Here is a 13,336-nt window from a genome sequence, read left to right on the forward strand (position 1 = left end):
TTTCAGATCGTTCCCGGCAATTATGCTGCATGGTAGTGGTAAACATAAAAGTGCCGGTGGTACGGATAGGAATAAAGGATCACAGTGCTTTATTCAGCGCCTTCTTGAGCATACTTTCCGCATGTTCCCGTTCGCCGTGGTTGGCAATTTCCAGCGTTAAGGCTTTTTGATAATACCCGATGGCTTTTTTATAATCCCTGTTCTGATAAGAGTAATCGCCGGCAATGATATAGCTGTTGTAAAAATTTGGATTTTCGGCTACCAGGCTGTCGGGGTTGATCTTTTTACCCTCCTGGATCGCCGCCCGGTAATGGCGGAACTGCTCAAAACGTTTGAACTCAGGAGTATAAATAAAGGGATCGGCCGGTATGGTGTAGGGCGCTTCATTGACTTCCTGGTTCTGTTGCATTCCCCGCAGGGTAAATATTTTTTTAAGATCGTAACATACATAGGGCCCCAGCTGCCAGGGTGCGGTGGAAACCCAAACCAACAATTTTTGTGGTTCAAAAACAATGGAGTGGTGTGCGATGAACTGGTTTACCGCTTTTTCATTTCCCAGGCCGATATCCGCATTGTTCATGCCCTTGTAGTTGCGGAGGATGTCAATGGTTTTTTGCACCGAGTTCTTTCCGTTTCCGTTTAACAGCTGGTTCAGTCGGTTGTAACGGTAAACCGAAGCGCTTTTCTCCCGCATTTCTTTATTCGGCTCCGAGTTCCAGAACGTACTGCTCTGAAAATGGTTGGTACAAAGGATGGCGTTTTTATTAGGGTCGTATATAGCCAGTGAGTCGGGTGTCTTTTCAATGATCACGGCTTTATTATCGGCTGCGGAACCGACGAGGAAGGACTCCGATACGAACATTTTCCGTTTTTGGGCAATAGCCACGGCTTCTCCGATATTCTTTGCATATTGAACGATCTCGCGTGCCACCAGCGAAACGGGGGTAGCGGCGCCTGTGGGATAGCTGCTCTTGGCAGCATTGATCGTTACGGTAAGCCCCTGGTCGTTCATACCCGAAACCACACCAATAAACCCGCCCCAGGTTACGCTCATGAATTTATAGCCGGAAGAAGGGTGTACAAACTCCACGATCTTATTCTTTGCAAAATCATCCCCTACGTAAAAATCAAAATTGCGGCCGATGATCATCGTGCTGTCTGCCGAAGCCGTACCCCAGGTACCAAAAGAAGTGCAGCCAACCAGGGCCAGGTTTTGCAGGGCATGACCAATGTCATGCGCCGAATGGTAGTTGAGAATACGCTGATATTTGTCGCCGATATAGCCATAGTTATCGGAGGCCGACCGGGATACACCATAGATCTCCTCTTTGTATTCCTCCGTTACATAATCCGGCAATTTTCGGTTAAAAAAGCCGATAAAGTATTTTAGAAAATGCCGGTAGAATTTTGAGGGTACCAGCTTATTGATCTGCGCGCTGAAATAGTCTTCCTGCAATTGTACCAGCTCCTTGCTCAGTTTCCCATTGATCACGCCCCGTTCAAAGGGTTCTCCCTCTATATACAATTCATACAACCCGGAATTACTTTTCCGGAACCAGCTGTTACCGATGGTAAATAAACCGGTATCGGGTTGTTGCCGTTGTAATTGTAAAGCAGCCGTATCTTTTATCTTGGGCTCGGGAATATCGGAAACCCATACCAGGTAGGCGAATAGTAAACCGAACAGTAAAACGATCACTGCCAGTACCCGTAATAATCTTCGTAAAAATTTACTCTTTTTAAGCATTTCTTATTTTATCTGCCAGCGTATGATCATTGAGCAGCAAGGTGCAGGTCAATACTGCGGAAAGCGAAGTTCCTAAAATTCCATGCAAATTGAGATTTTGGCCTGTTAAAAACAGGTTGGGAATTTTGGTGCGCGGGCTGATCACCGTTTGCAAAGGGTTATTATAATCTTTTTGGATGCCGTACATGGAGCCATCTTCCAGGCCGATATAATCCCGGTTGGTGAGGGGGGTGGCGGCATAGCTGTGCCGGATATTCTCAACAATTTCCGGGAACCGCTCTTTTACGAGGGTCAGCAATTGATCTGTTTTTTGTGCTTTAAAGGCTTCATATTCCTGGCCGCGTTCCGCGTCTTTTCCAACACGGTTATACGTCTCTTTCCATTGCTCCACGTCCCTGAACCACATAGGAGTGAGGATGGATATCGTAGCGGCATAACGGGGATCCTTCCGGTCAGGAGTAAGGTACAGTCCATAACCCAGGGGCCAGCTGGCTTCCGTATAATCATTCATATTCCATAAATGCCCTTCTTTATGAAAATAGTAATTGTGGTTTTGGTAAGGAACGGACCGTGGTTTTAAAACAAGATGTAGCGAAAAGGATGATACCGTATTGGGCAGCCCGGTGATCCGTTTGCGGTATACATTTTTTAACAGTGCCGAGTCTGTAATGTACAATGTAGTCGCCGGGTTGATATTGGAAATAAAATGGCGGGCACTGATGTTCTTTCCCCCCTCTGTTTCAATATGGGAAATGGCGCCACCGGTTTCCACGATCTTTTTTACTTCGCAATTCCGGATGATCGTTCCTCCCTGTTTTTTTATTTCCGCCGCCAGCAGTTTTGCGATCTGTGAACCGCCATCCACACATTTCCAGCTGCTTTCGATATAGCTGTTTAGGATCAGCGCATGTACGTGAAACGGGGTTTTACCGGCAACGCCGGAATAGAGCAGGTTATTGCCGGCCAGCACTGCCTGTAATTTCTTATTAGGGGTAATCGCCGCGATTGTTTCTTCAGCACTCAGATCCAGGACTTCATTTTTTGCAGATGCATCATCCATGGTTAAGTGATAGAGCGGGAACCTGCCGCACACGTCTTTTACTTTCTCACAATAACGGGTAATCGCTTCCTTTTCCTCCGGGAAGGCCGCTGCAAGGTTGCTGATAAAGGCATCATAACCCTGGCTTTGCACATATACCTCTGGATCATTTTCCAGCAGGATATGATCAAAGGCGGCTTCCATTTTTTCGAGCCGTAGCTGATCCATGATACCGGCATATTTAAATACCTGGTAAAGATTCTGGCCTTTGCTTAGTCCGCCGATATAATGCACCCCGGTATCGAAAAGCTGTTTGTTCCGGGCAAAAGTTTGCAGGTTACCGCCCAGCTGCTTGTTCTTTTCCACCACACAGACCCGCCACCCTTCCTTGCCCAGGATGCTGCCGCACAAAAGGCCGCCTAAACCGCTTCCGATGATGACAACTTCGTGTTTCATAAGTTTCAGATCATGCAGGAGAAATACTGACCATTTTTTTGGTGACAGTATTTTTTTTATTCCGCAGCTTATTGCCCCAATCAGAGATGCCCTGCAGCATAGGACCTGCTGATTTGCCCACAGTGGTTAACTCATATTCTACCTTTGGAGGTACTTCCGGATAAACAATGCGTTTGATCAGGCCATGCTGCTCCAGCTCTCTTAACTGTGCGATCAGCATGCGTTCTGATACACCGGGGATCGATTTTAATAATTCATTGTACCGCATCTTTCCGTATAGCAGGTTGAAAAGAATGGTCGGCTTCCACCTGCCGCCGATGATGGAAAGGGCGTGTACCACCCCGCAATTCCGGATCAGTTGCGCTTCATTCAGTGCATTTGTGGAGTTTGTTTTTCGCATACTTACTTTTTTGTCAGTACTTAACAATTTTATCAGTACTTGTAAAAATATAAATATTCACTCAATTTTACTGCTCAATTTAAAAAAATACTATGAAACAATTAGAGGGCAAAACGGTATTGATAACAGGGGGCAGCCGGGGAATAGGAGCTGCAATTGCACAACGGCTTGCACGAGAGGGCGCACAGATTGCATTGACCTACAAGGCTTCTCCGGAAAAAGCAGCCGGGGTGGTAAAGGCAATCGAAGCACAAAACGGGAGCGCGATCGCAATTCAGGCTGATAGTGCCGATCCCCAGGCCATTGTGCATGCAGTAGCAACAACCGTAAAGGAACTGGGTGGGCTGGATGTTCTGATCAATAATGCAGGTATTGGTGTTTATAAAGACATCAGTGAATTTACCATAGATGATTTTGATGAGATCGTAGCGGTAAATATACGGGCTGTTTTTATGGCAGTAACGGCGGCATTGCCTTATTTGAAGAACGGCAGCCGGATCATTACCATCGGCAGTTGTCAGGCGGAACGGATGCCCGGCCGGGGTGGAGCGCTTTATGCAATGAGCAAAAGCGCGCTTGTAGGGTTTACAAAGGGTATTGCAAGAGATCTGGGGCCGAAAGGGATTACCGCTAACCTGGTGCATCCCGGTCCTGTGGATACGGATATGAATCCGGCAAACGGACCTGCTGCGGATTTTCAACGTTCGCTGATGGCGTTGGATGCTTTTGGTACCGGTGATGACGTTGCATCCCTGGTGGCTTATCTGGCCGGGCCGGAAAGCGGGTATATAACCGGGTCTGGCTTTTTGATTGATGGCGGAACAAATATTTAAATGAGCCCTGTTGCGGCAATGTCGTTATGAAATAAGAGTGGTAAAATGCACCACTCTTATTTTCGTAACACCCAGATGACGTTTGAAGTATACTTCGTATGATCGATCCGCTCAAATGAAAGTCCATGTTTGTCTGCCAGATCTTTGATCATTTGTCCGGATAGAAAATGCAAACCGTTCACCGTTTTGTTAAAGGAGAATACTTTGGTAGAAAAGAATTCGGTGAGTTTCGTGCCTTTATGCTTTTCTTCAAGATCCTTATCTCCATCACGGATCACCAGTACGCCGCCGGGTAACAGGCTGTGAACGGCCTTTTCAATAACGGCCACCTGCTGCTCCGGTTGCAGGTAATGCAGCACATCACTGATCACGATGCCGTCATACTGCTCAAAAACAAAACGGCTGATGTCGGCATGAATAAACTGCAGGTCATCCGTTTTGCTAAAGCAGTGGCTGGCCGTTTCGATCTTATCCTCATCGTAATCCACGCCCGTGATCCTGCGTTTTTCCTGGCTGCTCCAGTATAAGATATAACACATAAACCCGTAACCACAGCCCAGGTCCAGGATGCGCCCTTCCGCGGGCATCAGTTCATGAAATTGTTGATAATAGTTTTCCAGTCGCAGTTTTATTTTTAAATACCATTCCAATACCGGGCCCTTATAAATGTAGTTAAAGAACAAATGCTCCTTAAAGTACCTGGGCTGTTCCAGTTCTTTCGTCAGCTGCGTATGTTGCGTTTTAAAATAATTGGAAACGGATTTGGTCCGTTCCTGATAATTGGCGCCCCAGCGTGTATCATCTGCTTTGATTCTTGGCAGGTATTGTGCGGTTATGGGGCCGTTCTTTAACAGATAATCGCCCTTGGTCATGGTATAGCCCAGGCCGTGTAATAATACCGGCACAATATCCAGCTGCAGTTTTTCTGCCAGGTAAAAAGCGCCTTTATGAAAGCGTTTCATGGGCGGGCGGGTGCTGCGGGTACCTTCGGGGAATACAACAATAGAGTAACCTTTGTCGGTAAGCGTCTTCAGCAACGGAACACTGTTTTCGATGCCATTGGCAACGGGGTAAAAATCGGCCATACGGATGGCCCAGCCAAATACCGGCGACTTCCATACCCACTGGTTGGTTAGCAGGATCAGCCTTGGGTTAAGCATGGCCATCTTTAAAATGTCCAGGAACGACTGGTGGTTCGCGATGACCACGGCCGGTTTTTCGAATGTTTCGTGCTGGGGATTATGGATCTTTTTGCGGAAGTTGCCCATGATGTACAATACCGACATGCAGAATTTGGACAGTAGCACATGGTAGATGTATTTCCCTTTTTCCCGGTTAAAAGGGTTCAGACGCACCAGGAAAAGACCAACGATGGTCAGCAGTACACTGGTAGAGGCAAAATAAACAAATGAAAAGGAAGACCGGTGCCAGCTCCACAGGGTCCAGGGATGAAATTGTTTTTTTACCCGGCTTTTTATAAAAAGATGGAACAGGAAGGGAATTAAGATCTGTGACATCAATACCACGCAAACAATACCGGTTACGGATATAAAGGCAATGGACCGCAGGGCGGGGTGTTTGGCAAATACCAGTACACCCAGCCCGGCAATGGTGGTGATGGCGGAGATCAGGATCGATGATTTATACGACCCCAGCAATTTCCTTCCGGTTTTGTATTCGGATAACAATCCATCCATCACGAAAAGGCTGTAATCATCACCCAGTCCGAAAATAAGGGTAGATACAATGATGTTTACAATATTGAACTTGATGCCCACCAATCCCATAATGCCGAGGATCCACACCCAGCTGATGAACATGGGGATGAAGGCCATCAGCATGAGTTCTATCCGTCCAAAGGTGAGGAACAACACCACGGCTACCAGGATGGAAACGATCCAGGCGATGCGGTTGAAGTCCTGGTTCACCATTTGGGTTAAGCGGCTGGTCAGGTACTGGCGATCCAGTATGGTAGCATCATTGCCGGCCTCCATGCTGTCGACAACGGTCTGCCGGAATGCCTGGGGCACTTTGAGCACCGTAACCACAGAAGCGCGGCCGGGTGTTTCGGTAATATAATCGTCCAGGTAACTTTTACGGATGCCTGAAAGCTGTGCAGGATCCAGGGTTCTAAAGGAAGTAGTAAGCAGCTGTTCAAAGTTCTGAAAGGCATTGGCTTTAAAGCCCAATGCGGTTCCCGCGGTTTTGATATCCAACAGCAATTGTGCCTTCTTCTCTGACGTCCAGTAAGCATCCCATCGGGCAATGCGAACGCGTTGTAAGGAGTCGGAAAGGAACAGGGAGGATACACCGCCCGCGCTGCTGATCTTTCCTTCCGCACGGAGGCCGTCGATATCGGTTTGCAGGCGCTCGCTTTTTACGAGGGCTTCATCCAGATTGCGGCCTTCGGTAACCAGGTACACGGATTTCAATGCGGCCCCGCTGATCCGGTTCAGCTGTTGCTCGGCCTGCTTTAGTTCGCCGGACATATAGTTCAGCTGCATCATGTCTGGCTCAAACTGCACCTTGCCGGTAAAGAAAGCAAATACGATGGTCAGCAACAAGATCAGTCCCACCAGCCATTTGTTAGATTCCAGTCGGACGGCTGCGATCCGGTCGATCCGGGAGTGTTTTTGCCCGGGCCCCGCTACCGATCTGCCGATAAAATGTGGCAAAAATATCAGCGAGCACAAAACCGCGCCGATCAGGCTCAGCCCCGCAAACAATCCGAGGTCTTTCAGCATATCCGAAGTGGCGAACTGCAGCGTCAGGAAGCCAGCAATGGTGGTAAAGCTGCCGATGGTCAGCGGGAATGAAAGGTCTTTGATCACCTGGCGCATATCGCCGGTATGGCGGTAATGATTAAACACGTGCAACGAGTAGTTGACCACGATCCCCAGCACGATAGAGCCCGTGCCCAATGCAATAATAGATATACTCCCTTTGATCAGGGCAATAAAGCCCAGCGCAAATGCTGCGCCATAGATCACAGGTACCAGGATCAGCACCGGTGCCCGCTTCTTTTTAAAATAAATACTGATAAAAAATACCAGGAACAGGATGGTGATGGTCAGGGTGAGCTGTGTATCCTTTTTTAGCTGCGCGGCGTTCCCTTCTGAAACAAGGGCGCTGCCGAAATAAAGAACCCGGATCTGCGGGTGGGTCTTCCCGACGGAGTCGATGTCCCGGTTCAGTGCATCAAACAACAGTTTATTCTTGCCGGTATTGCCGGCGGTAAAATTGGGCGTAATGAAGAGCAGGAGGGTCTTTTGGTCTTTGGTGATGATATGACTATCGTACAATTCAAAATTATCGTCTACCTGCAGCTCCTGCAGTTTTTTTAAAGCGATAAAGGAAATGCCGCTGGGGTCCCTGCTGATGACATCATTGATGGCAAAGCTGCCGGGGCCGCTCAGCAATTTTATGTCATTTTCCAGTGTGGTCTTTAAAACCGAAGGCTGGGTCAGGGTGTCGATCTTTGCATAATCTTTTTCCGAAAGAAAAACGGGAAGATGCTCCTGTATGGTCTGGAACAGTTCCAGGGTAAAATCGTCTTCGATCCGGTAACGGATGTTTTTTATGTAAGGTGCCGCAGATTGTTCCAGGGCCGCGCCCAGGGCATCGGCATAAACTGTCAGGCTGTCGGGGGCTGTTTGTGTGGAATCCTTTAAGGAGACCATTACCACCAGCTTGTCGGCAAATTTTGAATTGCCAAAGACCTCCGCAACTTTTTCTGTTTTTTTGTCCTTTGGAATGATGGCGTATACGTCTTCAACAAACTTTATACGGCTGGCCAATAGCAGGAACAAACCGAGCGTGCATAAAAAAAGAAGATACAACAGCGGTTTGCGTGTAAGAAAATACTGGTATATCGTAAGAAAGACGTTCTGCATATCTAACCGGCAAAGATAATAATGCTTACCGTCCCACTGTTCTCCGGGGGAATAACATTTTTGATTTCCGGGTTGCAATTTCTGATGGCGATAGCAAGGGTAGTTGCTACGCAGCACCTGTGATATTCCGGGGTCTACAAAAGAGTGGTGCCTACGGCACAAATAAACCGGGATCTTGAGGACATTTCCATCAGGACATAGACGCTGATCCATCCGGATGGGAATGCTTTTAATAGGCTACCGGTTCAGCGGGTAATGATGGCTCCTTTTAAAGAGGAACGGACCCACTGGTCTGTCGTCTCACCGGCTTCCGGCCAAAAATATTATTCCACATTTGCACCTTTTTGTCCCGATAGCATTTTAAGCAGCACAAAGCTGAGGACCCAGAAGAGAACCGCCGCAACAATCGCCAGTGTGATGCTTCCGTAAAGGTATTGTTCCAGGTTCTGGCCCATATATTTTAAAGTGAGTTGCTTGCTGAGTGAAATATCCACTGCGCGACTACCCATCCAGGGTTTTCCCATTTTATAGCTGAGGAAAACGATCAGGGGGATCATGGGTGGAATGCTGATATTGGCTGCCAAAATAAAAAGCGCCTTGTTCAGCCGCATCCAGTGTGCCAGCGGAATGCCTGCCAGCAATTGGAACCCCCAAATGGGTATGATGCCCATAAAGGCGCCAAAGGCCATTGAGTTGGCCTTGGTAACGGTAGATTCACCGGGATTAGAAAGAAGCCGTTTCAGCTCCTGTTTCCAGTTCTTTTTTGTAAAGCGCCGGAAAAAATTGCGGGGTTTTATATATAAGAAGGTGATCAGTACCAGCACAGTGTTTAATAAGCTGATACGGCTGAAATCCTTAAAAGGCCGGAAATGCGTGATGCGTTCTTCTTTTGGGGGGTAATAAACGGTGATGGGAACCGAGGTTACCCGTACACCGGCCCAGGCCAGGCGCACGATCACTTCAATTTCCAGCTCGTATTTCCGGGTGAGCAATTTCATCCGGCTAATGGGTTCCAGGGGGTAAAGGCGGTAGCCGGTCTGGGTATCCGGGCAGTCGATACCCGTTTCTACCTTAAACCAGAAGTTGGAAAATTTATGACCGAAACTGCTTTTGCCCGGTACATTATCAGCGGTGGTCATGTTCCGGCTGCCCATGATCAGCGCGGACCCTTCTGTTTCCAGCTGATCCAGGAAAAGCGGCAGGTCCTTTGCAAAATGCTGCCCGTCCGAATCGATGGTAATGGCATGCCGGTATCCCAGCTCGGCGGCCTTTTTAAACCCCGCACGCAGGGCCATGCCTTTTCCTTTATTGGGGGTGTAAGACACTACTGTTAGCTGTGGAAATTTTTTCAGGATCTCTGCTGTGCCGTCCGTAGAGCCGTCGTTGATCACGATCACCTGCCTGGTATACCGGAGCACATCGGTGATCACCTGCTCAATGCTGGTGGCATTGTTATAAGTGGGGATCATCACGCATACGCCCAGAGCGGAAAAGCGTTCTGAGGCATCGACTGGTATGGTGGAAATAGCTGGTTTCACGAAGCTCCAAAAATAAAGCTTGTATGTAGATTTTCGCGGTTCAGAGCATAAATTTTAGCGATAAAGATGGAGCGTAACGGGTTGGGGAGCGATACTGGCAGCTAATTGATCTTCGTGGATGCGCTTTAGATTTTTATCTTTTTTTGAATTTGCCGCATGCCCTGGTAGCTGATCGTCCCGGTCAGTAATGTCTGTTCCGGTTTTCCTGTCCGTAAAGATCCGTAATAAAAAGGTGGCCGATCTCCGAAGATCAAACTTATGGGTTCTGGCCGGGATACCTTCCAAATGTGCACCGCACCGCCAGGGCGATATTTAGCAGCTCCACTTCACCATCAAATTGACGGTTGACGTTTAAAAACGCCGGCCGGTGGTCGAGGGTAATGTTAACGGGGGCCTTCGGAAATTTGAAATCGAAACCGCCTACCGGCCCAAATCCCAGGCTGAATTGGGTTGCTGCCGTTTCAAATGTTTTGGTATAGGGGTCGTCCGGAGGGGGCGCATAGCCGGTATGGTCCGGAAGATCGTCTTTCAGTAAACGGACATGGCCCTGCGCTCCGATAATAAAGCTGAACCCTCCTTTCATGGGAATGTGCAGCTGGTACGAGAGGGAACCGAAAAATGGCTGGTAAACCTGCACCCCTTCAAAATTTTCCTGCTTATTTCTTAAGATGTATTCTTCATAGGAAATACCCGTGTTGAGTTCAATAGCCGAACGGGGTGAAAAAAATACTTTGTAAGATCCTGAAAAGAAGTCATAGGCTTTTGTTCCCAAAACATTGGCCCTTATTCCGAAAGCGTGCCGGTATGGAGCCATTCTTTTTGTAGTTTGAGCTATGGTAGCGTTAGCAACGGCCAGTAACATAAGTAAGAATATTCGCTTTTGCATAACAGGAGTATTTATTGCAGGGCACCTCTTTTAAAATCAGATGTAATTGTTTCTCTGTCGGCTTCAGGATTATGGGACGCCGGCGAAACGGATTGTGAAAAAACCAGGTGCTGATCAGTAAGGGTCAGCACGTTTGCTTCGGACCGCTCTCCATTTGCCTCATCTTCCATGACGAGGATTCCGGTGCCGGGCAGGTACTGGCAGGTTCCTTCTACATGTTCGGTCGTTACCCATTTACCCCCCTCCAGTCTGCGCTCATAGGTTTCAAAAGTTCCGTTTTTATAGAACAGAATCGTGATCTGCTCATTATCCCCGGCAGGTTCTGTGTATTCTTCAATAATTGCTGATCCTTTATAGGCTTTGTAATTGAAAGAGGTCAGTGACCACAATCCCAATATCTGGTCGGGCAGATGGAGCTTCTGTTTGCCCTTATAACAGTTGGGCAGGGTAGCGGCGAGTGCTATTAAGATCAATAGGTAAGTGATTTTTTTCATATATCAGATCTTTGGAGTTTCCGGAAAAGCTGGTCAGTTGACAAAAGGCCGGCAGGTTGACACTGCAATAGTAATATGCAAATCAATAGATTCGGAGTTATTGAGGGCGGATAACAAGGAGTTGTGACAGATAGCAGAAAATGGTGACGGACCGCAGGCTGTGGTGATGAATGGCAAGGCTTTTTATTGCCGCGATGTATTTCGCTGCAAAAAATATTTATTTTCGTTTATAAAGTTTTTTTTGATCAGGCTGATCCATACATTGAAACAACCACACCCGGGGTACGGAAACCTGCGTATTTATTTTCGCACGGTGCTGGGAATTGTATTGGTGGTCTTTCTAATATTGAGCATTTTACAGCCATTTAAGATCGGCGAAAGAAATATAGAGGGAAGCGCTTACATCACTGCGGCGGTATATGCGGGTGGCGCTTTGTGTGCCATGACCCTGAATGCCTTATGGCTGCTGATGTTCCGGAACTGGTTCCGGCCGGAAAAATGGACCCTGGGAAGGGAGCTGATTGTAATGGGGTATCAGTTCTTTAGCATCGGGCTGACCATCTGGCTCATCAACCATTTCCGGGGAGCGCTGGCACCGGAAGATACCAGCCTTGCCCAATCGCTTTTCCTTGCGGTTACCATCGGCATATTGCCTTATATTATTGCCACTTTTGGCCGCCATAATTATTTATTAAGGTATCATCTGAGAGAGGTAACGGCCCTGAATGACCAGTTAAAAGAGCTGCAGGCACAAAAAAATGAAGTGACCGGGCCGGAGGCAGCCTCCGCCTATCTGAATATTCCCAGGCTGGATCATCCCGTTAAGGTTGACGATCTCTTGTATGCTGAATCCAGGGGCAATAACCTGGAACTGCAGGTGCTGAATAACGAAAAGGTCTTTACCCTTAGCATCAGAAATACCTTAAATGATTTTATGGAGGCACATGGCCTGTTTCCCCAGTTATTCCGTTGCCACCGGTCTTTTGTGATCAATACGGACAAGATCATGCAGGTGCAGGGCAATGCTGCGGGGTACCAGGTATTGCTGCATCCGGATCTTGCGCCGGTGGTGGTAGCGCGGTCGAATGCAGCGGCATTTAAGAAAATGCTCACGGGCAAACGCCGGGTTTAAAAAGTATAGCGTGCGGCAAGGCCGAAAGTATGGGCATGCAGGGTTCCGAAGCCAGAGGGGGCTGCGATATGCAGTACCGGCCGGAAATCTGCCGAAAGGTTCAGCGGGGTATTGCTGAACTGGTAGTCGGCACCCCCGGTTGCAAAAATGCCGGCACCAAAACCATCATAATAGCTTTGCCGCGAAAAGGAGTTGAACAGCAGCAGCCCGCCACCGAGGAACCATTTCAGACCCGGAACAGCGCTGATGTCAAAATGGTGCTGGTAAGATCCTGAAAGACTGACGCCCGTGGTATTCCAATACCGGTGGTCATATACAGAATACCGGTTCCTCTGGCCAAAACCGGCATTGAGCTCAATGGCCCCGGGTTCTGAAACATAAAACTTATAAGAGGCCGCCACAGTAGCATAATCCAGATGAGAGCTGATCCGGATACCGACGGCTTTTCTGCTTTTTTCCTGGGCCTGGAGTGCTCCGGCAACCAAAACAATGGCAAGGATCAGGATAGATTGTTTCATTGAAGATACAGACAAGGTTAAGAGGAGGCAGGATATGAATAGCGCATTTTGGAACACCTGCCGGGATCATTTTAAAGAGCCTTATATCGGGGACCTGTTCCGGGCATCAGGATATCCGCACCTGCTGCTGACGGGTAGTGATGTACCGGGCGAAACATGCCACTATTGCGTGTACAAAAACCATACCCTTAAAAATAAAAAGAGGTCAGAACGTATAACGGGCTGCTATTCCCACATCGTGCCCATGAAAAGTATCATAGGCATCCGGAGCGGTAAGATGGAATGTAGGTCTGAAGTCCGCAGAAAGGTTCAGCGGAATGGTTGCAAATTTATAATCGACCCCGCCGGTTGGGTAAATGCCTACGCCAAAGCCATCGTAGCGGTCCAGTTTTGAACTGGT

10 protein-coding genes are annotated in these 13,336 nt (G+C 48.1%); 2 read left to right on the plus strand and 8 right to left on the minus strand.

Features of this window, described 5'->3' with window-relative positions:
- Window positions 1–79: 79 nt before the first annotated feature.
- From B160_RS0107175 to B160_RS0107185, 3 genes are read right to left on the minus strand one after another with little or no spacing between them, the layout of a single operon-like run.
- Window positions 80–1,747: a C45 family peptidase gene (locus B160_RS0107175; protein ID WP_018627219.1), complete on the minus strand. Its 1,668-nt coding sequence runs from the start codon at window positions 1,745–1,747 to the stop codon at window positions 80–82.
- Window positions 1,740–3,242 carry a phytoene desaturase family protein gene (locus B160_RS0107180; RefSeq protein WP_018627220.1) on the minus strand — a complete coding sequence of 501 codons (1,503 nt, stop codon included), beginning with the start codon at window positions 3,240–3,242 and terminating at the stop codon, window positions 1,740–1,742. Before B160_RS0107180 ends, B160_RS0107175 begins: the two co-directional genes overlap by 8 nt.
- Window positions 3,243–3,252: 10 nt before the next feature.
- Window positions 3,253–3,642, minus strand: coding sequence for a winged helix-turn-helix transcriptional regulator (locus B160_RS0107185; protein WP_018627221.1), 390 nt, complete (start codon window positions 3,640–3,642; stop codon window positions 3,253–3,255).
- Window positions 3,643–3,734: 92 nt separating this feature from the next.
- On the opposite strand from B160_RS0107185, the gene B160_RS0107190 reads away from it, so the two are divergent.
- Complete coding sequence (locus B160_RS0107190; protein ID WP_018627222.1) at window positions 3,735–4,475, plus strand: SDR family NAD(P)-dependent oxidoreductase; 741 nt, start codon at window positions 3,735–3,737, stop codon at window positions 4,473–4,475.
- Between the two features lie 56 nt (window positions 4,476–4,531).
- On the opposite strand, the gene B160_RS0107195 is transcribed toward B160_RS0107190, so the two are convergent.
- The 4 genes from B160_RS0107195 to B160_RS0107210 form a co-directional block, all read right to left on the minus strand.
- Window positions 4,532–8,368, minus strand: coding sequence for a 1-acyl-sn-glycerol-3-phosphate acyltransferase (locus B160_RS0107195; RefSeq protein WP_026309605.1), 3,837 nt, complete (start codon window positions 8,366–8,368; stop codon window positions 4,532–4,534).
- 323 nt (window positions 8,369–8,691) lie between these two features.
- The gene (locus tag B160_RS0107200; protein ID WP_211218057.1) at window positions 8,692–9,906 is read right to left on the minus strand and encodes a DUF2062 domain-containing protein; all 1,215 of its coding nucleotides are present in this window, start codon (window positions 9,904–9,906) and stop codon (window positions 8,692–8,694) included.
- Window positions 9,907–10,162: 256 nt separating this feature from the next.
- The gene (locus tag B160_RS0107205) at window positions 10,163–10,792 is read right to left on the minus strand and encodes a hypothetical protein (RefSeq protein ID WP_157557941.1); all 630 of its coding nucleotides are present in this window, start codon (window positions 10,790–10,792) and stop codon (window positions 10,163–10,165) included.
- Window positions 10,793–10,803: 11 nt separating this feature from the next.
- Entirely contained in the window at window positions 10,804–11,286 is a 483-nt protein-coding gene (locus tag B160_RS0107210) for a lipocalin family protein (RefSeq protein ID WP_018627226.1), read from the minus strand.
- Window positions 11,287–11,527: 241 nt separating this feature from the next.
- Between B160_RS0107210 and B160_RS0107215 the strand changes: the two genes are divergently transcribed.
- On the plus strand, window positions 11,528–12,418 hold the full coding sequence (locus tag B160_RS0107215; protein WP_169540009.1) for a LytTR family DNA-binding domain-containing protein: 891 nt from the start codon (window positions 11,528–11,530) through the stop codon (window positions 12,416–12,418).
- Here the strand turns inward: B160_RS0107215 and B160_RS0107220 are convergent.
- The gene (locus tag B160_RS0107220) at window positions 12,415–12,936 is read right to left on the minus strand and encodes a porin family protein (protein ID WP_018627228.1); all 522 of its coding nucleotides are present in this window, start codon (window positions 12,934–12,936) and stop codon (window positions 12,415–12,417) included. The two genes, B160_RS0107215 and B160_RS0107220, sit on opposite strands and share 4 nt — an antisense overlap.
- Window positions 12,937–13,336: the final 400 nt, after the last annotated feature.

It is taken from the genome of Niabella aurantiaca DSM 17617, from assembly GCF_000374125.1.
GTDB lineage: Bacteria > Bacteroidota > Bacteroidia > Chitinophagales > Chitinophagaceae > Niabella > Niabella aurantiaca.

What these genes read in the sequence shown, in the direction of transcription:
- B160_RS0107220 (WP_018627228.1), bottom strand. Translation starts at nt 12,936, where the DNA reads ATGAAACAATCTATCCTGATCCTTGCCATTGTTTTGGTTGCCGGAGCA.
- B160_RS0107210 (WP_018627226.1), bottom strand. Translation starts at nt 11,286, where the DNA reads ATGAAAAAAATCACTTACCTATTGATCTTAATAGCACTCGCCGCTACC.
- B160_RS0107180 (WP_018627220.1), bottom strand. Translation starts at nt 3,242, where the DNA reads ATGAAACACGAAGTTGTCATCATCGGAAGCGGTTTAGGCGGCCTTTTG.
- B160_RS0107175 (WP_018627219.1), bottom strand. Translation starts at nt 1,747, where the DNA reads ATGCTTAAAAAGAGTAAATTTTTACGAAGATTATTACGGGTACTGGCA.
- B160_RS0107195 (WP_026309605.1), bottom strand. Translation starts at nt 8,368, where the DNA reads ATGCAGAACGTCTTTCTTACGATATACCAGTATTTTCTTACACGCAAA.
- B160_RS0107205 (WP_157557941.1), bottom strand. Translation starts at nt 10,792, where the DNA reads ATGCAAAAGCGAATATTCTTACTTATGTTACTGGCCGTTGCTAACGCT.
- B160_RS0107190 (WP_018627222.1), top strand. Translation starts at nt 3,735, where the DNA reads ATGAAACAATTAGAGGGCAAAACGGTATTGATAACAGGGGGCAGCCGG.
- B160_RS0107185 (WP_018627221.1), bottom strand. Translation starts at nt 3,642, where the DNA reads ATGCGAAAAACAAACTCCACAAATGCACTGAATGAAGCGCAACTGATC.